At 67.9% G+C, this 18,677-nt stretch carries 18 protein-coding genes; 10 read left to right on the top strand and 8 right to left on the bottom strand.

Annotated elements, in window-relative coordinates:
- Positions 1 to 4: 4 nt before the first annotated feature.
- The 5 genes from ACFQ9R_RS32545 (at position 5) to ACFQ9R_RS32525 (ending at position 5,548) form a co-directional block, all read left to right on the top strand.
- Complete coding sequence (locus tag ACFQ9R_RS32545; protein WP_378996361.1) at positions 5 to 1,306, top strand: PucR family transcriptional regulator; 1,302 nt, start codon at positions 5 to 7, stop codon at positions 1,304 to 1,306.
- Positions 1,307 to 1,433: 127 nt separating this feature from the next.
- Positions 1,434 to 2,348: an ACP S-malonyltransferase gene (locus tag ACFQ9R_RS32540; RefSeq protein ID WP_101469200.1), complete on the top strand. Its 915-nt coding sequence runs from the start codon at positions 1,434 to 1,436 to the stop codon at positions 2,346 to 2,348.
- Positions 2,349 to 2,428: 80 nt separating this feature from the next.
- The gene (gene acpM, locus ACFQ9R_RS32535; RefSeq protein ID WP_056821158.1) at positions 2,429 to 2,734 is read left to right on the top strand and encodes a meromycolate extension acyl carrier protein AcpM; all 306 of its coding nucleotides are present in this window, start codon (positions 2,429 to 2,431) and stop codon (positions 2,732 to 2,734) included.
- A 9-nt stretch (positions 2,735 to 2,743) separates the two neighbouring features.
- Positions 2,744 to 4,000: a KasA/KasB family beta-ketoacyl-ACP synthase gene (locus ACFQ9R_RS32530; protein WP_266299014.1), complete on the top strand. Its 1,257-nt coding sequence runs from the start codon at positions 2,744 to 2,746 to the stop codon at positions 3,998 to 4,000.
- Between the two features lie 117 nt (positions 4,001 to 4,117).
- Positions 4,118 to 5,548 carry an acyl-CoA carboxylase subunit beta gene (locus ACFQ9R_RS32525; protein ID WP_378996281.1) on the top strand — a complete coding sequence of 477 codons (1,431 nt, stop codon included), beginning with the start codon at positions 4,118 to 4,120 and terminating at the stop codon, positions 5,546 to 5,548.
- A gap of 44 nt (positions 5,549 to 5,592) precedes the next feature.
- On the opposite strand, the gene ACFQ9R_RS32520 is transcribed toward ACFQ9R_RS32525, so the two are convergent.
- Positions 5,593 to 6,069 (bottom strand): DUF4279 domain-containing protein, encoded by a 477-nt coding sequence (locus ACFQ9R_RS32520; protein WP_378996279.1) that lies wholly within the window; start codon positions 6,067 to 6,069, stop codon positions 5,593 to 5,595.
- Positions 6,070 to 6,267: 198 nt separating this feature from the next.
- Between ACFQ9R_RS32520 and ACFQ9R_RS32515 the strand changes: the two genes are divergently transcribed.
- Positions 6,268 to 6,732, top strand: a complete 465-nt coding sequence (locus ACFQ9R_RS32515; protein ID WP_378996277.1) for a winged helix-turn-helix transcriptional regulator — start codon at positions 6,268 to 6,270, stop codon at positions 6,730 to 6,732.
- 76 nt (positions 6,733 to 6,808) lie between these two features.
- Here ACFQ9R_RS32515 and ACFQ9R_RS32510 read toward each other — a convergent pair whose 3' ends face one another.
- Together ACFQ9R_RS32510 and ACFQ9R_RS32505 are read right to left on the bottom strand one after the other, a co-directional pair.
- Positions 6,809 to 7,504, bottom strand: coding sequence for a nitroreductase (locus tag ACFQ9R_RS32510; RefSeq protein ID WP_378996275.1), 696 nt, complete (start codon positions 7,502 to 7,504; stop codon positions 6,809 to 6,811).
- A gap of 114 nt (positions 7,505 to 7,618) precedes the next feature.
- Complete coding sequence (locus ACFQ9R_RS32505) at positions 7,619 to 9,442, bottom strand: VWA domain-containing protein (RefSeq protein ID WP_378996273.1); 1,824 nt, start codon at positions 9,440 to 9,442, stop codon at positions 7,619 to 7,621.
- 193 nt (positions 9,443 to 9,635) lie between these two features.
- Between ACFQ9R_RS32505 and ACFQ9R_RS32500 the strand changes: the two genes are divergently transcribed.
- Positions 9,636 to 11,438 carry an Eco57I restriction-modification methylase domain-containing protein gene (locus ACFQ9R_RS32500; protein WP_378996271.1) on the top strand — a complete coding sequence of 601 codons (1,803 nt, stop codon included), beginning with the start codon at positions 9,636 to 9,638 and terminating at the stop codon, positions 11,436 to 11,438.
- Here ACFQ9R_RS32500 and ACFQ9R_RS32495 read toward each other — a convergent pair.
- From ACFQ9R_RS32495 to ACFQ9R_RS32480, 4 genes are all read right to left on the bottom strand, one after another.
- The gene (locus ACFQ9R_RS32495; RefSeq protein ID WP_378996269.1) at positions 11,406 to 12,029 is read right to left on the bottom strand and encodes a TetR/AcrR family transcriptional regulator; all 624 of its coding nucleotides are present in this window, start codon (positions 12,027 to 12,029) and stop codon (positions 11,406 to 11,408) included. The genes ACFQ9R_RS32500 and ACFQ9R_RS32495 overlap by 33 nt on opposite strands.
- 7 nt (positions 12,030 to 12,036) lie before the next feature.
- Positions 12,037 to 12,225 carry a hypothetical protein gene (locus tag ACFQ9R_RS32490; RefSeq protein ID WP_378639113.1) on the bottom strand — a complete coding sequence of 63 codons (189 nt, stop codon included), beginning with the start codon at positions 12,223 to 12,225 and terminating at the stop codon, positions 12,037 to 12,039.
- A 115-nt stretch (positions 12,226 to 12,340) separates the two neighbouring features.
- The gene (locus ACFQ9R_RS32485) at positions 12,341 to 12,856 is read right to left on the bottom strand and encodes a gamma carbonic anhydrase family protein (RefSeq protein ID WP_101469311.1); all 516 of its coding nucleotides are present in this window, start codon (positions 12,854 to 12,856) and stop codon (positions 12,341 to 12,343) included.
- Between the two features lie 8 nt (positions 12,857 to 12,864).
- On the bottom strand, positions 12,865 to 13,821 hold the full coding sequence (locus tag ACFQ9R_RS32480; protein ID WP_378996267.1) for a GlxA family transcriptional regulator: 957 nt from the start codon (positions 13,819 to 13,821) through the stop codon (positions 12,865 to 12,867).
- 72 nt (positions 13,822 to 13,893) lie between these two features.
- Here ACFQ9R_RS32480 and ACFQ9R_RS32475 point away from each other — a divergent pair, with 72 nt between their 5' ends.
- Together ACFQ9R_RS32475 and ald are read left to right on the top strand one after the other, a co-directional pair.
- Positions 13,894 to 14,664 (top strand): MBL fold metallo-hydrolase, encoded by a 771-nt coding sequence (locus ACFQ9R_RS32475; protein WP_378996265.1) that lies wholly within the window; start codon positions 13,894 to 13,896, stop codon positions 14,662 to 14,664.
- Between the two features lie 748 nt (positions 14,665 to 15,412).
- Positions 15,413 to 16,525 carry an alanine dehydrogenase gene (gene ald / locus ACFQ9R_RS32470; protein WP_378996262.1) on the top strand — a complete coding sequence of 371 codons (1,113 nt, stop codon included), beginning with the start codon at positions 15,413 to 15,415 and terminating at the stop codon, positions 16,523 to 16,525.
- Positions 16,526 to 16,541: 16 nt separating this feature from the next.
- On the opposite strand, the gene sigJ is transcribed toward ald, so the two are convergent.
- Entirely contained in the window at positions 16,542 to 17,468 is a 927-nt protein-coding gene (gene sigJ / locus ACFQ9R_RS32465; RefSeq protein WP_378996260.1) for an RNA polymerase sigma factor SigJ, read from the bottom strand.
- Positions 17,469 to 17,585: 117 nt separating this feature from the next.
- Between sigJ and ACFQ9R_RS32460 the strand changes: the two genes are divergently transcribed.
- Positions 17,586 to 18,536: a cobalamin biosynthesis protein gene (locus ACFQ9R_RS32460; protein ID WP_378996258.1), complete on the top strand. Its 951-nt coding sequence runs from the start codon at positions 17,586 to 17,588 to the stop codon at positions 18,534 to 18,536.
- Positions 18,537 to 18,677: the final 141 nt, after the last annotated feature.

Below are 18,677 nucleotides of genomic sequence, written 5' to 3'. Positions count from 1 at the left end.
TCGGATCACCGAGGGCACCAGCGAACACGAGGTCTATCTGCCGACGGGGGCTCTGTCCCCGAATCGGCAGACCCGTGATCCGCTGCCCGACACGCTGCTCAAGCGGGTCAAGCAGTTCTCGGGCCGGCTGTCCACCGAGGCGGTGGGGTCGATGCAGGATCGGCTGCCGTTCTTCGCCGATCTGGACGCCGCGCAGCGAGCGGGCGTGCAGATGCTGGTGCAGACGGCGGTCGTGAACTTCCTGGAGTGGTTGCAGGATCCCGATTCCGATATCCGCTTCAGCCTGGACGCGTTCCAGGTGATTCCACAGGATCTGGCGCGGCGGCTCACGCTGCGCCAGACCGTGGACATGGTGCGGGTGGCCATGGACTTCTTCGAGCAGTGGCTGCCCGCGCTGGCGCGCAACGATCGGCAGCTGGTGGCGCTCACCGAGGCGGTGCTGCGGTACGGGCGTGAGCTCGGCTTCGCGGCCGCCTCGGTGTACGCCAGCGCCGCCGAGTCGCGTGGTGCGTGGGATACCCGCCTGGAGGCCCTGGTGGTCGACGCGGTGGTCCGCGGCGACACGGGTCCCGACATGCTTTCCCGGGCCGCCACGTTGAACTGGGACGCCACGGCGCCCGCCACGGTGCTGGTCGGCACACCGCCGCTGGACCAGGGCGTGTCGACGGTCGGCGCGGTGCACACCATCGCGACCAAACACGGCAGGGCCGCGCTGGCGGTGGTGCAGGGTGCGCGGCTGGTGATGGTGGTCAGCGGGCACCTGGGGGAGTCGGGCATGGGCTCGCCGTTCCTCACCGATCTGCTGGCCGAGGTGTTCTCCGACGGCCCGGTGGTGATCGGTCCGACGATGCGCACCCTCGGGGCGGCGCACGCGTCGGCGATCGAGGCGCTGGCGGGAATGGAGGCCGTGGTGGGCTGGCGCGCGGCGCCAAGGCCCGTTCACGCCACGGAGTTGTTGCCCGAGCGCGCGTTGCTGGGCGATAGAGCTGCGATAGAGGCGTTGAACGAGTATCTTGTGCTCCCGTTGGCTGCTGCCGGATCTTCGTTATCCGACACACTCGACGCCTACCTGGATTGTGGCGGAGCAGTAGAAACTTGCGCTCGGCAGCTGTACGTCCATCCAAATACCGTTCGGTACCGACTCAAACGAATCGGCGAGGTCACCGGCCGCGATCCGATGAATCCCCGGGACGCCTATGTGCTCCGAATCGCAGCAACAGTGGGCCGTTTGACACGAACGCATAACGAATCGTCTCCTTCTGTCACAGAAACCCCGTCTGCCCCATTGGCTCACGACCCCCTGTAACGGGATTGGGGAATCGGTCGATCCCGACACCCCACCTCGGATTTTGTGGGACCCCTACAAAAGCGATCGGAAAGCTTCATTCGCGCCGACATCTCATGCGGCGGGGGTCACAGTGTTGTCTTAGGGGGTGATCGCGTTGCTCACCCCTGGACAGGGGTCCCAGACACCCGGCATGCTCACGCCGTGGCTCGCACTTCCCGGTGCGACTGATCGCCTCGAGCTCTGGTCGAAGGCCGCAGGCCTCGATCTGGTCCGTCTCGGTACCACCGCGACGGCCGAGGAGATCGTCGACACCGCGGTGACGCAGCCGCTCGTGGTCGCCGCCGCCCTCCTCGCGTTCGCCGAAATCGCCCCCGGGTCGATTCCGGCGGATACAGTCGTCGCCGGACACTCGGTCGGCGAATTCGCCGCAGCCGCTGTCGCCGGTGTCATCACCGCCGACGAGGCAGTCGCCCTCGCCGCCATCCGCGGCCGGGAGATGGCCAAGGCCTGTGCGCTGGAGCCGACCGGCATGTCCGCAGTGCTCGGTGGCGATGAGGCCACCGTGCTCGCACGGCTCGCCGAACTCGATCTCGTCCCGGCCAACCGCAACGCGGTAGGCCAGATCGTCGCAGCGGGCCGCCTGGAAGCTCTGGCGGAGCTCGCCGCGAACCCGCCGGAGAAGGCACGGGTCCGCGCGTTGCCCGTCGCCGGTGCGTTCCACACCGTCTTCATGGCCCCGGCACAGGAAGCTGTCGCCGATGCCATCGCCCAGATCTCGCCGAGCGACCCGATCCGGACGCTGCTGTCGAACTTCGACGGACAACCGGTCACCTCGGGCGCCGACGCGATCGAAAAACTTGCCGCTCAGGTCACTCGCCCGGTGCGCTGGGACCTGTGCAACGAGACCATTCGCGCCGCGGCCGTCTCGGCCGTGGTCGAGTTGCCGCCGGCGGGCACGCTGGTCGGCATCGCCAAACGGGAACTGAAGGGCACGCCCAATCTGGCCCTGAAGACCCCCGAAGACCTCCCCGCGTTGGCCGAACTGACCACCTCGGGCTAGCTTTCCCCCGGCGGTTGTGCACAGCGAAGTGCAGGCCGTTCACGAACCCTACAAATAGCAACAAGAAGGGAGCCACCAAAGTGGCCGCTCTGACCCAGGAACAGATCGTCGAAGAACTCGGCAAGATCATCGAAGAGGTTACGGGTATCGAACCCTCCGAGGTGACCCTCGAGAAGTCCTTCGTCGACGACCTGGACATCGACTCGCTGTCCATGGTCGAGATCGCTGTGCAGATGGAAGACAAGTACGGCGTCAAGATCCCCGATGAGGATCTGGCCAGCCTGAAGACTGTCGGTGACTCCGTCGCTTACGTCCAGAAGCTCGAGGCCGAGAACGCCGACGTCGCCGCCGAGCTCAAGGCCAAGTTCGACAGCGCCGGCGAGTAGGGCCGAACTTTGACCACTCCTGCTCCCAGTACTTTGAACGGGAACTTCCCCAACGTCGTCGTCACGTCGATGGCGGCGACCACGTCGATCGCTGGTGATGTCGATGCGACGTGGAAGGGACTCCTCAACGGTGAGAGCGGAATCGACGTTCTCGAGGATTCCTTCATCGAGGAATACGACCTGCCGGTGCGAATCGGCGGTCACCTGAAGGTCAGCCCCGACACCCTGTTGAGCCGGGTCGAGATCCGCCGTATGGCGTATGTCGAGCGCCTGGCGACCGTTCTCGGTCGTGAGGTGTGGAAGAACGCGGGCAGCCCGGAGGTCGACAACGACCGTCTCGGCGTCGCGATCGGCACCGGACTCGGCGGCGGCGACGCCCTGATCGACTCGGTCGACAAGCTGAAGAACGGCGGCTATCGCAAGATCTCGCCGCTGGCTGTTCAGATGGTCATGCCGAACGGTCCGTCGGCGGTCGTCGGTCTCGAGCTGAAGGCCAGGGCGGGAGTGGTCACTCCGGTCTCGGCGTGCTCGTCGGGTTCGGAGGCCATCGCCAACGCGTGGCGGATGATCGTGATGGGTGACGCCGACATCGTCGTCACCGGTGGTGTCGAGGGCTTCATCGACTCGGTGCCGATCGCGGCGTTCTCCATGATGCGCGCGATGAGTACCCGCAACGACGATCCGAAGGGTGCTTCGCGTCCCTTCGACAAGGATCGCGACGGTTTCGTCTTCGGTGAGGCCGGCGCGCTCATGGTCATCGAGACCGAAGAGCACGCCAAGGCGCGCGGTGCCACCATCCACGCTCGTCTGCTGGGTGCCGGTATCACCTCCGACGGGTTCCACCTGGTCGCTCCCGATCCCGAGGGCACCGGTGCGGCCAGGGCGATGACTCGCGCGATGCAGACCGCTGGTCTGACCAAGAGCGACATCACCCACATCAACGCCCACGCGACCGCGACGCCCATCGGTGACTCCGCCGAGGCGAACGCGATCCACAAGGCGATCGGTAAGCACGCTTCGGTGTACGCGCCGAAGTCGGCACTGGGTCACTCGATCGGCGCCGTGGGCGCCCTGGAGTCGATCCTCACCGTGCTCGCGATCCGGGACGGCATTGTTCCGCCGACACTGAACCTGGACAACCAGGATCCGGAGATCGATCTCGATGTTGTGCACGGGGAAGCCCGTCGGCAGGAAATCGAGTACGCGATCAACAATTCCTTCGGTTTCGGTGGGCACAACGTCGCGCTCGCCTTCGGTCGGGCATAAGCCGCCGACTGCATTCCGATCCCCGGTGGGGGTCGTGCCAACTGAATGGTTCGACTCCCACCGGCGGTTCGCCACAGCAGCCGCCGCCGCGGCAATCTTTACGAAGGAGTGAGCGCGATGACCATCATTGCTCCCGCGTTTCAAGACACCACCACCGATCCGCGCGACCCACTGGGTCGGCTCCAGCGCTTCTTCGACCCCGGCACCGTCCTGCCGCTGCATCCGCGTGACCGCTCCGGCGTGCTCGCCGCGATCGGCGAGGTCGACGGGGTCCGCACCGTGGCCTATTGCTCCGACGCGACCGTCATGGGCGGCGCGATGGGCGTCGAGGGCTGCAAGCACATCGTCGACGCGATCGACACCGCGATCGAATCCTCCATCCCCGTCGTCGGGCTGTGGCACTCCGGTGGTGCCCGCCTGGCCGAGGGTGTCGAGGCGCTGCACGCGGTAGGCCTGGTCTTCGAGGCCATGGTTCGCGCGTCCGGTCTCGTTCCCCAGATTTCGGTGGTCCTCGGCTTCGCCGCCGGTGGTGCCGCCTATGGTCCCGCGCTGACCGATGTGGTGATCATGGCGCCGGAGGGCCGCGTGTTCGTCACCGGACCCGACGTGGTGCGCTCGGTGACCGGCGAGAACGTCGACATGGCGACCCTCGGTGGTCCCACCACACACTTCAAGAAGTCCGGCGTCTGTCATATCGCCGCCGATGACGAGGCCGACGCCATGCACCGCGCGCGCCGGCTGGTGTCGATGTTCGCCGAGCAGGGCGAGTTCGACCTGGTCGCGGCCGAGCACGGCGATGTCGATCTCAAGGCGATGCTGCCGGAGTCGGCCAAGCGCGCCTACGACGTGAAGCCGATCGTGCACGAGCTGCTCGACAACGTCGACGGTGAGTCCTCCTTCGAGGAACTCCAGGGTGGTTACGCCCGCAGCATGGTCACCGGTCTCGGTCGTCTCGGCGGTCGCACCGTCGGCGTCCTGGCCAACAACCCGCTGCGCCTCGGCGGCTGCCTCAACTCCGAAAGCGCCGAGAAGGCTTCACGTTTCGTGCGACTGTGCGACGCGTTCGGCATCCCGCTGGTCGTGGTCACCGACGTTCCCGGCTACCTTCCCGGTGTCGGCCAGGAACTCGAGGGCGTGGTTCGCCGCGGCGCGAAGCTGCTGCACGCTTTCGCCGAAGCCCGCGTTCCGCGCGTCACCCTGGTGACCCGCAAGATCTACGGCGGCGCCTATATCGCGATGAACGCCCGCGCCCTCGGCGCCACCGCCGTCTACGCCTGGCCCGGCTCCGAAGTCGCCGTCATGGGCGCCAAGGCCGCCGTCGGCATCCTGCACAAGAAGGCACTCGCCGCCGCCCCTGAATCCGAGCGCGAAGCGCTCCACGAGCGTCTCACCGCCGAACACGAGCAGCTCGCGGGCGGTGTCGAACGCGCCGTCGCCATCGGCGTCGTCGACGAGGTCATCGACCCCGCCAAGACCCGCAGCATCATCGCCGCGGCCCTCGCGGCGGCTCCGGCCCGCAAGAGCCACCACAAGAACATCCCCCTGTGATCTGACCGCGGTAACACTTCCACGGCCGTCGCCCTCCTCCTGATTCAGGAAGTGGCGGCGGCCGTTTCGCTTGCGCCCGAGTCGTATTCGTCAATATCGAGTTCCGCACCGGTCGCGAGCAGGAACTCGAGTACGGGCGCCGAGAGGTGCCACCCGAGCGGACGTGGCCAGGTGCGCGCCTGCGCCCATGGTGTTCCGCCGGGTGCCCCGTGCACACCATCTGGATCGTCGTAGTAGCGCACGACATTCATGCCCGCACTCACGTCGGGTTGCTTTGTCAGCAAAATAACCTGGGAGAGTACGGGATCCAGCCTCGCGATCAGATGCTCGATCTGTTCATCGATGCTCTCGGTGCTCCGCCGGACGATTTCCCAGCGGTGGGCGCGGGGAATGCGATGCTGCGCGGATTTGCTGCCCAGCACCACGGCTTCGTCTGGATCCATCTGTAGCTGGGCGGCCATCTCGACCGCTGACATCGTTGCGCTGTACAACGCGAAATAGGAATACTGACGGATCTTCATCACCGCGAGATCCCACCACGAACCCGTCAGTTCCGTCAGCTGGATTTCGCCGCGAGGACGGCGGAAGTGCGATCGAAAGTGGCAGACGGCGTGCTGGCGGAAGAGGACAGGGAAGTGGCCTGGGACCGGAGACCGTCACGGTACGCCGGGGACCACTAGCCCGGTCGCTTTCAGCGCGCCCACGCGCATAATGGCAGGGTGCGCTATGAGGAACTCGCAGATGTCCCGTGCTCGATCACGCGGCCGCTGGTGATCTTCGGTGATCGCTGGACCTTGCTGATCCTGAAGTACAGCTTCGCCGGTGTGCGCCGTTTCAATGCGTTCCAGAGCGCGCTCGGTATTTCGCGAAGCCGGCTGCGGGACCGCCTCGATCGTCTGGTCGAACACGAGATCCTGGTGAAACGTCCGGCCGATGACGGCGTCTACGAGGAATACCGCCTCACCGAGAAAGGCCACGCCATCTATCCGATCCTGATGGCTGTCCGCGACTGGGGCGACACATACATGGCACCAGACGGACCACCGGTGGAATACCGGCACCGAGGGTGCGCCGGCGAAGCCCACACCCACCTGACCTGCGACACCTGCGCGGCCGACGTCACCGCCCGCGACATCGAGCCCGAAGCGGGCCCCGGAATGATCGCGCGCACGCTGGACAATTGATCACCACGCTCTGACGCGAGCATCGGTCGAGAGCCGGCCGCCACCAGCGCGTGGTGATCTTGATCCGCGGGGTGGGTCAGGAGGTGTGCCAGGTGACCTGGTCGTCGAGGGGGGCGCGGGCGGTGCGGAAGGCGTTGATCGGGTGGGTGGTGTCGGGGTGGCCGAAGGAGATGCCGAAGACGACCTTGCGGGTGTCGGGGATGGCGAAGTAGTCGCGGATGAAGGGGGCGTAGGAGGCCAGGGCGGCTTGGGGGGCGGCGCCGAGGCCGAGAGCTTGGGCGCCGAGGAGGAAGTTCTCGAGCCAGAGGCCGCAGTCGACGGCGCCGTAGATGCCCAGGTCGGCTTCGGAGGTGACGATGGCGACGTGCGGGGCGTCGAAGAACTCGAAGTTGCGCACCATCTGGCGCATGGTCTTCTCGTGGTCGCCCTTGACGATGCCGACGCTGTCGTAGAGCTGGAACCCGCAGGCCCGGCGACGGTCCCGGTAGATGCCCTCGTAGGCGGCGGGGAACTCGAAATCGGGTGTGTTGCCTGCGGTTTGGATGTGGTCGAGGAGTTCCTTGCGGAACCGCTGGGTGCCCTCGCCCGCGGTGACCACGACCTGCCAGGGCTGGGTATTGCACCACGACGGCGTGCGCTGGGCGAGGGTCAGCAGCTGTTCGATGGTCGCGCGGTCGACCTGTTCGGCGGTGAACTGACGGCAGCTCCAGCGTTCGTCGGCCAGCCGCTGGAGGGTGGCGAAATCGCTGCTGTCGGGGTCGGTCTGCGCCATCGCGTGGCTCCCTCGGGTACGGAGAACTGGTCTCATTTCGAGACTGAATCTAGCAGTTCCGCCGCTGCCGCGGAACCCGCCGGCACCACGAGTTCGGGTGCCGGCGGGCGCGGATCAGCCGCGTCGGCGGCCGACGACCAGGATCGCGATACCGATGCCGGCGACCAGCGCTACACCCGCCCCGACCAGGACGTACCAGGCCCACGGCCGGGCGATCGTCGCCGGACCGCTCACGGCGACAGGCTGTTCCGCTGCCTGCTGCGCACTGGCACCGATATAGGTCGGGCCGGGCTCCGCCGCACCGGCCACGGTGACGTCGAGCTGTACCGGCGTCGGCGGCAGAGCGTCGGCGCCGGTCGGGATGCCGACCTTCACCGCGAGGTAATACCAACCTGCCACCGACTGCGCGCGAACGTCGTAGCTGTCGCGGTTGGCGTAGCGGACCGGCACCGATGCCAGGCGAAGTTCGGCGCCCGATCGGCCGGTATAGGCGTTGGTGTCGGAGCCGATTTCGGTGCCGAGCGGGGAGTACAGCGTGGTCGTCACGTTCGAGGCCGCGATGCGATTGGCGCCGCCGGTCTCGGCGAAACGCACCCGGTAGGCCAGGCCCTGTCCCCACTCGAGCCGAACACGGTAGAAGACGTACTCGCCCGACTGCACGGTGTCGGTGTAGCTGCCGCCGCCGGGCAGCGTGGCGGCGGTCGTGAACGAGCCACTGCCGCTGACCGGCCGGGCAGGCGACGTCGGTTCGGCGAACGCGGTCTTGGTGGTCGAGGCCGCCGGGCCGGGATCGGTGACGCCGGGTTCGATGCCGACGAGAATCTCCACGGGCAACCGATCGGAGGAGCCCTCCGATACCAGATCCCAGGTCAGCTCGAAGGTGTAGCGACCGGCGCCGGTGCACTTGTCGGACTCGAACAGCGGTTTGGCCGCGCCGTCGAAGGCCTTGGCGATGGTGAGGGTGGCGCCGTCGCTCGATCTGGTCTCGAGTTCACGCTCGCGAATGCCGCACTCCACGCTCTCGCGTCCGAAGAGGCGAAGGTCGAGTGCGTTCATGTCTTCGGTCGCCGAGGTGCTTCGCCCGCGGGGGAACGAGACGATCCCGGTGAAGTAGGCCGTGGCGCCCTCGGGTACGTCGACCGCGTAGTACCGCTTCTCCCGCTGGCCGAGGGTGTCGAGGTACTGGCCGGGCTTCGCGACCGGTGCGGTGCCGATGCTGCCGGTGCCGGTGATGGGCGTGCCGGTGGCCTGGTAATCGCGCAGTGCGGCCGTACTCACCCGCGGCAGAATGCGTTCCAGCGCGGCGCCGTCGGCCGCGTCGCTGTAGGTGCCGCCGGTGGCCTGCGCCGTACAGGTGAGCTGGGCGCGCGCCTTGTCGTCGACGGCGAAGCCGATCGAATGCACGATCAGGTCGACGCCCTGCTGCTTCAACTCCTTGGCGACCTCACACGGGTCGGGCGGGGAGCAGGTGTCGTCACCGTCGGAGACGAGCACGATCGAGCGCGGACCGGAATCGGGCAGTGCGTCGGCGGCTCGGCGCAGCGCGGTGCCCATCGGGGTCCAGCCGCGCGCGTGGATGCTGTCGACAGCGGTGGTGAGGGCGGGCTTGTCGATGATCTTCGGCTGCTGCAGCACTTGGACGTCGCGGCAACCGGCCGCCTTGTCCGCCTCGGAATTGCTCGTGCCGGTGCCGTAGGTCGTGAGTCCGACCGAGGATTCGGTGGGTGCGGAGGCGACGAACGAGCGGACGGCCCGCTTCGCGGAGTCCATCATGGTGCCGCCCTGATCGGGCCGTTCCATCGAGCCGGAAGCATCGAGGATGAGCATGGTCGGCGCGTATTGTGCGGGGTCGGCCTGCGCCATGGCCGGTAACGATGCGGGCAGCACGGTGAGGGCTACTGCGGTGAGTGCGGCGGTCAGCGTGCTGATTCTCGGCATCGTCCTAGATTCGGTGTCGCGGGGTGAAACCGGACAGACGTTACCGATCGCTCGGTGGTCGCTCCACCCCTGCTGAAGTGGTGCAGCCCACCGTTTGAAAACATCGGTCACGTTTGGGCAGGTGAGGACGTTGCGCTCGGGGGCGGCTCGCGCCTGCGGCGAATCGGGGCAGTTCCGGGGCACAATCGACCGCATGGCTTCGCAGGCCCGCGACGCGCAGGAGCGCAAACGGCACGGCAGGCACTACACGCCACCGGAACTCGCGCGGTTCCTGGCGCGACGGGCGCTGCGCCACGCGCCACGCGCCACGACGCTGCGTGTGCTCGACCCGGCCTGCGGGGATGGCGAGCTGCTGCTGGCGGTGCATCGGGAAATCGCTTCGAACGCACCGGATGTGACGGTTCACCTCACCGGATATGACCTGGATCGACAGGCGGTCGCCGAAACCGTCGGGCGGGCTGACGCACTCGGTGTCGAAATAGACTGCCGTGCAGGTGATTTCCTGGCAGCCTCCGCTCAACTGGCCGACGGCTCCTTCGACTTGATCATCAGCAATCCGCCGTACGTCCGGACCCAGCAGCTGGGCGGAGCGACCGCTCAGCTGCTGAGCAAACAGTTCGGCCTGCGCGGGCGGATCGACCTCACCCATCCCTTCGTCGCCGTGGCGCCGCGGCTGCTGACTGCCGGGGGTGTGCTCGGATTGCTCTGTGCCAACCGCTTTCTCACCACGCGGGCCGGATCGAACCTGCGCCGAATTCTCACCGATGAACTGACCCCGGTTGAGCTCTACGACCTCGGTGACACCAAGCTCTTCGCCGCCGCGGTGCTGCCCGCGATCACCGTCGCCCTGCGTGCCACCGGACCACCCGACTGCCGCTATGTCTCGGTCTATGAGGAATCAGGGATCGAACCCGACTGCACCACCGAGCTTTTCGACGCGCTGGCGGGCGACGATGCCTGCCGCGTCGGCGCCGGGGGGCGGGTGTTCGCGGTGGAGGTCGGCGTGCTGGCGACCGGCGACGTGGTGGCCCGTGCGCCTGTGACAGACGTGCGGTCGCCGGAGCTGTCGGCCACGGTGACGGCCCCGCCGACGGTGGGTGCGGAGCCGGCAGGGCTGCTCGCCCCGCGAAGCGGGATCCGATCCGGCCGTCACGGTGACGCCGCGTGGCGCATGTCCCGCCCCGCTGTCGATCACTGGCTCGGCCGGATCGCCGATCGCACCTGGCGCTCGTTCGGGGAGGCCGCGCGGATCCGGGTGGGGATCAAGACGACGGCCGATCGGGTGTTCATCTCGGACCGCTGGGATCAGATGGACCCGACGCCGGAGCCGGAACTGCTGCGGGAGTTGATCACTCACCATGATCTGCAACCCTGGCGAGTCGCGATGGCACGCGGCACGAAGGTGCTCTATCCCTACGATCTGCTGCAGCCGCGCCGCACCCCGATCGACCTTTCCGAATTCCCCTGTGCGGCAGCATATTTACAATCACACGAACAAGCTCTGTCGGGCAGACGTTACGTACTCGACGGCGGCCGGAAGTGGTTCGAGATCTGGGTTCCACAGCGCCCGCATCTCTGGGGCGCACCGAAATTGGTGTTTCCCGACATCAGCGAACGTCCGCGATTCGCCCTCGACCGATCGGGTGCGGTGGTCAACGGTGACTGCTACTGGATCTCGCTCACCGATCTCGGTGCGGGCCGCGCGGCCATCGATCTGGCGTACCTGCTGATGGGCGTGGCGAATTCGGCACTGGGACTGCGGTTCTACGACGCCGTCTGTGGCAACCGGCTGTACTCGGGCAGGCGCCGCTGGATCACCCAGTACGTGGCGCGACTGCCGGTGCCCGATCCTGGCTGTCCGGCGGCGGGTGAGGTCGTGCGAAGGGTGCGCGCCCTGCTGGAAGACGGTGTACCGGTGGCTGATTCGGGTATCGACGAGGTGGTGGCGGCGGCCTTCGGCGTCTCAGTGGATGTCGCGCAGGCCGACCATCGGTAGCAGCGTGCGCCGCGCGAACTCGCGCCCGGCTTCGGCGTCGTCGAGTGGAATGAGTCCGTCGGGGGTCAGCGCCAGCGACAGCGCGAGTCGCGCCATGATCTCGGCGACCAGATCGGGATCGAATTCGGGCACCGGCGCGCTGACCTGGAGCTCGCGCAGCTTCTCGGCCAGATACGCGCGCCCGACGGCGAGGATGGGCCCGGCGTCGGTGGTGAGCCGGGGCAGGATGATCTCCGGCTCGGTGCTGAGCAGTCGGCGTAGCAGTTCATTGCCGGCGATGGTGGTGACGAAGGCGACGAAGATCTCGACGAGCTGCTCGCCGGGTTCGGTCACCGCGCGCACCCGCTCGTCGATCTCGGTCACATAGCGCTGTGCCTCGCGCACGCCGACGGCTTCGACCAGCTCGTTCTTGGATTCGTACCGCCGATAGAGGGTGGCCGGGCTGATGCCGGCCCGCCGCGCGATCTCGCCCATGCTCGTGCGCTTGATCCCGAAGTCCAGAAATGCCGACAGCGCGCTGTCGAGCAGCTTCTCCCCGTCGGTGACAGGCTTTTCGAGTATCCGCGCGAGGATCGACGTAACGGTAGGCATTACCCCATTATCCCCGCGGCGGCAGATCCAAGGCGGCCATCTCCTGCTCGATCGCATTGGCCGCGAAATGTACTCCGCGAGAACGGAGTTCGTGAACACGGGATTGGAGTGCCTCGACCCCGCCGGGCTGGGCCGCGATATCGGCCACGCTGAGCCGTCCCGCTGCTCGGCGCACGCCGGAATGCACGTAAGCCACCGTGATACCTCCTGCCTCGCGTATCCGGTGCCGATCGCCACTCTTATGATCGGACGCAATACGCAGGACAAATGCTATCAGGGTTCCCTACTGGTCACTTGCTCAGTGTGACGGGTCACAACACCTCGGCGTCACGATGGTTGGTCAGATTGTGTAGATACACCGCCGCGTTCAGCTTGATGCCGTCCTGCTGTGCCGGGGTGAGTTCGCGGCGCACCTTGCCCGGCACTCCTGCCACGAGTGAGCCGGGCGGAATCTGCGCGCCCTCGGGAATCAGGGCATTGGCCGCGATCAGGCTGCCCGCGCCGATCACCGCGCCGTTGAGCACGGTCGCGCCCATGCCGACGAGAACATCGTCGCCGATGGTGCAGCCGTGCAGAATCGCGTTGTGTCCCACCGAGACCCCGGTGCCGACGGTGAGCGCGAAACCGGGGTCGGCGTGCAGCACGCAGCCGTCCTGGATATTGGTGCGCGCGCCAATGCTGATCTGTTCGAGGTCGCCGCGCAGCACCGCCGAGTACCAGACGCCGACCTCGGCGCCCAGACGCACCCGCCCGATCACGGTCGCGTTCGGCGCGATCCAGGCAGTGTCGTCGATCTCGGGAGTGAACCCGCTCACCTTGATGATCATGAACGTCATTATTGCGCCGCACCGCGGAACTGCGCACGGTGGGCCGCCGGAGACGTGCCGAGCACCCGGTGGAAGTGGTGGCGCAGGCTCACCGTGCTGCCGAAGCCGGTGTCGCGGGCGACCCGGTCGACAGTGTCGTCGGTCGATTCCAGCAGCAGCCGGGCATGGTCGATGCGCTGCTGCAGGAGCCACTGCTGGGGACTGGTGCCGGTGCGATCGCGGAAGCGGCGGGTGAAGGTACGCCGCGACATCAGCGCCTCTCGTGACCAGTGGTCGAGGTCGACGGCGGTGTCGAGGCGGGCGCGAGCCCAGGCCATCGCGCATTCGATCGGGTCGTCGGGATCGTCGTCGGGCACCGCGATCGGGATGTACTGCGCCTGCGAGCCGTGGCGGTGCGGGGCGGTGACCAATGATCGTGCCAATTCGGTGGCAGCGCGGACGCCGAGGTCGGTGCGGACGATGTGCAGGCAGCAGTCCAGCGCGGCGGCGACGCCCGCGGAGGTGATCACGTCGCCCAGATCGCTCCACAGGGTGTCGGCGCGCACGTGGACGTCGGGGTAGGCCAGAGCCAGTGCGTCGGCGGCGGCCCAATGGGTGGTCACCTCGCGGCCGTCGGCGAGCCCGGTCGCCGCGATCGCCCAGGAGCCGAGGCACAGGCCGACCAGCCGGGCGCCGTGGGCGTGGGCGGTGTGGACCGCCTCGTTCAGCGCGGGCGAAATCCCTTGGTCACGGACCCATCCGGGAAAGACCACCAAGTCGGCGGTGCGCACGGTATCGAGGCCGTATCGGACGGTGATGTCGAAACCGGCTGCGGTGGACAGTGTTCCGGGTTCCTCGGCGCAGACCCGCACGTCATAGGGCGACGTGTCGTCGACGCCGGTACCGGATCGGCCGAACACCAGGCTCGGCACCGACAGGTGGAACGGGCTGATTCCGTCGAACGCGATCACGGCCACCGAGGTCATGGCCCGATCTTATCGGTGTACGGCCTGCAGGCCACTGTCGGGCGGTGGGCCCGCTCGGCGAGAGTTATCGGCATGACCGAGATGATCACCCGCCCCGCCCTGGCAGCCGCCCTGCACATCGGCGGCCCGACCCTGCGTTTCCGCTACGGCGGACTGACCTGGCTCACCGATCCGACGTTCGACGAGCCCGGCGACTACCCGGGTCCGATCACCCTGCACAAACTCAGCGGCCCGGCCGTACCCGTCGAGGAGATCGGGACGATCGACATCGTGCTCCTCTCGCACGACCAGCACGCCGACAACCTCGACACCGCGGGCCGTGCGCTTCTCGCCGAGGTCGACACGGTCCTCTCGACACCGGATGCCGCGAGCCGGATCGAGGGTGTGCGCGGCCTGGCGCCGTGGGAGACGGTGACCGTCGGCGCGGTGGAGGTCACCGCGGTGCCCGCACTGCACGGGCCGCCGGGATGCGAGCCGCTCAGCGGTGTGGTCACGGGATTCGTGCTGCGCGCGCCGGGCGAGCCCACGGTGTACGTGTCCGGCGACAACGCCTCGGTGGAGTTGGTGGAGCGGATCGTCGAGCGGGTCGGGCACATCGATGCCGCGGTGCTGAACATCGGCGGGGCCAATGTGGGGCGGTTCGGCGACAGTGACGTCACGTTGAACGCCCGTACCGCCGTCGCGGCCGCCGCGGCGCTCGGCGACGCCGTGATCGTCGCCGTGCACGCGGAGGGATGGGGTCACTTCAGTGAGTCGCTGGACTATCTCGAGCGCACCTTCGCCTACGCCGATCGGGCGCATCAGCTGATCGTGCCGGTGCGAGGTGAAATGTTTTCCGTGTGAGCGGCGATTCAACGAATAGTTCTGCTATCTAACATCTTTCGTGCGACCCGCATCTGCTCCTGCCAGGTGCGGGTCCGTGGGCTGAGGAGAAGACATGGTGCGGAAGTTACTGAGGGGCAACCTGTTCCGGATTGCGCTCGGTGTGCTGATGGCTGTGGTGGTGTTCGCTGTCGGTGCCTGTTCGTCGGACGGTGGTGACTCCGGTGGTTCCGGATCGACTTCGGTTTCGAAGACGTCGGTCACCGCGACGCCGTCGGTGACGCCGACGAGTTCGCCCGCGGCATCCACTGTTCCGGGAGGTTCGGGTGGTGGATCGACGCCGGAGTCGTCGTATTACCACTCACCCACGCAGGCCGCGCCGGGGTCGCCCGCGCAAGGCGAGATTCCGCCCGGGTACACCTGTGTACCGGGGCCTGAATGTGGAACGGACTCCTGCGGTCACAACGAATGCGGTATCCCGCCCGGGTACAACTGTGTGCCCGGCCCGGATTGCGGAACAGACTCCTGCGGCCACAACGAGTGTGGTGAAACGGTCCCGCCGGTCACGACGACCCTCGCCCCGACCACCACGCCACCCGCGGTGACGACCACGCAGACAACAGCACCGCCGACCACCACCACCACCGTTCCGGCGACGGCCCCGGAAACGACGTCCAGCCCGCCGGTTCCAGCCCCGGCGTAATCGGCGCTGCCGCGACACGCGATCGAGCCGACGGCTGAGCTCCGGCCCAGGTCCTAGGCTTGCCCGATGACGCGAACGGGCGTAGTCGTCGGGGTGCCGACGGAGGTCAAGCCGCAGGAGTTCCGGGTGGCGCTCACCCCGGCGGGCGCCGCCGAACTGGTCGCGCACGGGCACGAGGTGCTCGTGCAGGCCGGTGCCGGTGCCGGGTCCGGCTTCGCTGACGACGACTACCGCGCCACGGGTGCGTGGATCGTGGCCGACGCCGATCAGGTCTGGGCACGAGCGGATCTGGTGGTGAAGGTGAAAGAGCCTATCGCGCGGGAATACTCACTGATGCGCCGCGATCAGGTGCTGTTCACCTTCTTGCACCTGGCGGCGTCGAAGGAGTGCACCGACGCGATCCTGTCCGCGGGAGTTGTCGCCATCGCGTACGAAACAGTGCGCGGGCCCGACGGGTCGCTGCCGTTGCTCGCACCGATGAGTGAGGTGGCGGGCAAGCTCAGCGCGCAGGTCGGGGCCTACCACCTGATGGCGCCGATGGGAGGCGGTGGCGTGCTGCTCGGCGGTGTGCCCGGGGTGCGACCGGCCGATGTGGTGGTGCTCGGCGGCGGTGTCGCGGGGACGAACGCCGCGAGTATCGCGGTTGGGATGGGTGCTGTGGTGAGCGTGCTCGATACGAACCTGGCGCGCCTGCGTGAGCTCGACGCTCGCTTCGCCGGTCGGGTCGGCACCCTCGCCTCGCATGCGCTCGAGATCGAAAAAGCCGTTGTCGCCGCGGATCTGGTGATCGGGTCGGTGCTGGTGCCGGGGGCAAAAGCGCCGAAACTTGTGTCCGACGAACTCGTCGCGCGCATGCGGCCCGGCTCGGTGCTCGTCGATATCGCCGTCGACCAGGGCGGTTGCTTCGCCTCGACCCGGCCGACCACCCACGCGAATCCGACCTTCGCCGTGGCCGATTCCCTGTTCTACTGCGTGGCGAACATGCCGGGCGCGGTGCCGCACACCTCGACGGTGGCGCTCACCAACGCCACCCTGCCGTTCGCCTCGGTGATCGCCGACAAGGGCTGGCGCGGAGCCTGCGCCGCCGACCCCGGCCTGGCCGCGGGACTCACGGCCGTCGACGGCAAGCTGCTGTCCGCCGAAGTCGCGGCCGCGCACGGATATTCCCTCGGCGCGTAACCGGGCCGCGTCGCGGCTACCGGCCGCCGCCCAGGTACCAGTCCGGGTCGCCGTCGATGGGCAGGTCGCGCAGCTTGTCGGGATTGCGCACCACATTGATGGCGACGACGCGACCGGCGTCGATGACGAACGAGAAGACGCCCATATTGGTGCCGTCGAAGACGACCAAGCCCGGCATGCCGTTGACCAGCACCGCACGACCCCAGCCGTTCGCGGCGGTGTACCAGCCGAGCAGCATCTTCGCGATGAGCTCCGCGCCGCGCACTGGCTGGCGGATGGCGGGCACCTTGCCGCCGCCGTCGGCGGTGAGGACCACGTTCTCGTCGAGAATGCCGAGCAGCGAACTCAGATCACCCGAGCGCCAGGCCAGCGAGAACGCCGAGACGACCTTCTCCTGTTCGGCGGGCGAAGCGGGAAAACGTGGAGTGCCGTTCTCGACGTGCTTGCGGGCACGGGAGGCGAGCTGCCGGACCGCGGCGGGCGTACGCCCGACCACCTCGGCGACCTCGGGGCCGGTCATGCCGAACACGTCTTGCAGCACGAACGCGGTGCGTTCGGCGGGCGAGAGCGACTCGAGCACGACCAGCAGCGCGGTCGTGACGCGTTCGTCCTGGGAGATGCGGTCGGCCGGATCGTCCCAGGAAGTGACCTCGGGTTCGGGCAGCCACTCGCCGACGTACTGTTCGCGGCGAGCGCGCGCGGACCCGAGCTGATCCAGGGCGAGGCGGCCGATGACGGTGGTGAGCCAGGCACGCAGGTTGTCGATCTCGTCCGCCTTGCCCGCGTCGAACTGCCGTTGCAGGCGCAGCCACGCGTCCTGCACCACGTCTTCGGCGTCGCTGATGCTGCCGAGCGTGCTGTAGGCGAGACGCCGCAGGTACGGGCGGTGTTCCTCGAAGCGGCGGGCCAGTTCGGCCTGATCGAGAGGCTGCGGTGCGGTCATGGTGTGCGCCCGTTCGGTTGATCTTGCTCGGTCCCGGCGAGTCTAGAAGTGCCGTCACAGTGATGACGAAGCAGTGGTCGCGGGTGTGACATTCGGGTCGAGGGTTACCCTCGGCCGGTGCGGAACGGGACACCGACGGCGGTCGGGCTGGTGCTGGGATTTGTGCTCGATCGGGTCTTCGGCGATCCACGGCGGTGGCATCCGGTAGCCGGGTTCGGTTCGGCGGCAGTGGCACTGGAAGCCGAGACCTATGCCGACGATCGACGTGCGGGGGTGGTGCACGAGGTGATCGCGGTCGGGTCGGTGGTCGGGATCGGTGCGCTCGCTACCCGCCGGAGAGGCGCGGGTGGTGCTGTGCTGCTGACCGCGTTGGCTACGTGGACCGCGTTGGGCGGTCGCAGCCTCGTTCGTGCTGGACACGCTATGGCCGATCGTCTCGACGCCGGCGATCTCGTCGGTGCCCGCGAACTGTTGCCTTCGCTGTGTGGGCGGGACCCGTCGGTGCTCGATGCCGAGGGGCTTGCGCGCGCCGCGCTCGAATCCATCGCCGAGAACACCTCGGATGCGGCGGTCGCGCCGTTGCTGTGGGGCGCGGTCGCGGGTGTGCCGGGGGTGCTGGGGTACCGCGCGGTCAACACACTCGACGCGATGGTCGGATACCGGAACGAGCGGTACGAGCGGTTCGGCTGGGCTGCTGCTCGTACCGACGATGTCGCCAATCTTGTTCCTGCCCGGGTCACCGGGCTGCTCACGGCGGCCCTCGCTCCGTTGGTCGGCGGGAGACCTTCGGGTGCGTTGCGCGCGTGGCGGCGTGATGCTGCCGGGCACCCGAGTCCCAATGCGGGGGTTGTCGAGGCGTCTATGGCGGGTGCTCTCGGTATCGGGTTGGGTGGACGCACGCAGTATCGGCACGGGACCGAACTTCGGCCGACCCTGGGTGACGGGCCGGCGCCCACTGCCGCGGATCTGCGGCGTGCGGTGCGGATGTCGGGGGCTGTGCAGGTTGGTGCGGTTGCGGTTGCGGGTGTGATTGCCTGGCTGCGGGGTGGTAGGCGTGCGGGGTGGTAGTGGTGGGGATGACAGGGGTGGGGATGACAGGGGATAGGTAGTCCTAGACGGTTTGACGCTGTGTTTATTGGCGCGCTGGCGCGCGCGTGTCCGCGGCCCTGAGGGGCCGCCGGTCAGGCGCCGCGGAATCGCTCCTTCGTC

The organism is Nocardia sp. NPDC056541 (assembly GCF_042794235.1).
GTDB lineage: Bacteria > Actinomycetota > Actinomycetes > Mycobacteriales > Mycobacteriaceae > Nocardia.
Note: the sequence above shows the minus strand (reverse complement) of the source record. Positions and strands in the feature narration are given on the sequence as shown.

Excerpts from the sequence above, each read along its gene's own strand:
- ACFQ9R_RS32480 (WP_378996267.1), bottom strand. The coding sequence starts at position 13,821 with ATGACCTCGGTGGCCGTGATCGCGTTCGACGGAATCAGCCCGTTCCAC.
- ACFQ9R_RS32485 (WP_101469311.1), bottom strand. The coding sequence starts at position 12,856 with ATGATCATCAAGGTGAGCGGGTTCACTCCCGAGATCGACGACACTGCC.
- ACFQ9R_RS32525 (WP_378996281.1), top strand. The coding sequence starts at position 4,118 with ATGACCATCATTGCTCCCGCGTTTCAAGACACCACCACCGATCCGCGC.
- ACFQ9R_RS32510 (WP_378996275.1), bottom strand. The coding sequence starts at position 7,504 with ATGGCGCAGACCGACCCCGACAGCAGCGATTTCGCCACCCTCCAGCGG.
- ald (WP_378996262.1), top strand. The coding sequence starts at position 15,413 with ATGACGCGAACGGGCGTAGTCGTCGGGGTGCCGACGGAGGTCAAGCCG.
- ACFQ9R_RS32505 (WP_378996273.1), bottom strand. The coding sequence starts at position 9,442 with ATGCCGAGAATCAGCACGCTGACCGCCGCACTCACCGCAGTAGCCCTC.
- ACFQ9R_RS32500 (WP_378996271.1), top strand. The coding sequence starts at position 9,636 with ATGGCTTCGCAGGCCCGCGACGCGCAGGAGCGCAAACGGCACGGCAGG.
- ACFQ9R_RS32475 (WP_378996265.1), top strand. The coding sequence starts at position 13,894 with ATGACCGAGATGATCACCCGCCCCGCCCTGGCAGCCGCCCTGCACATC.
- sigJ (WP_378996260.1), bottom strand. The coding sequence starts at position 17,468 with ATGACCGCACCGCAGCCTCTCGATCAGGCCGAACTGGCCCGCCGCTTC.
- ACFQ9R_RS32495 (WP_378996269.1), bottom strand. The coding sequence starts at position 12,029 with ATGCCTACCGTTACGTCGATCCTCGCGCGGATACTCGAAAAGCCTGTC.
- ACFQ9R_RS32520 (WP_378996279.1), bottom strand. The coding sequence starts at position 6,069 with ATGAAGATCCGTCAGTATTCCTATTTCGCGTTGTACAGCGCAACGATG.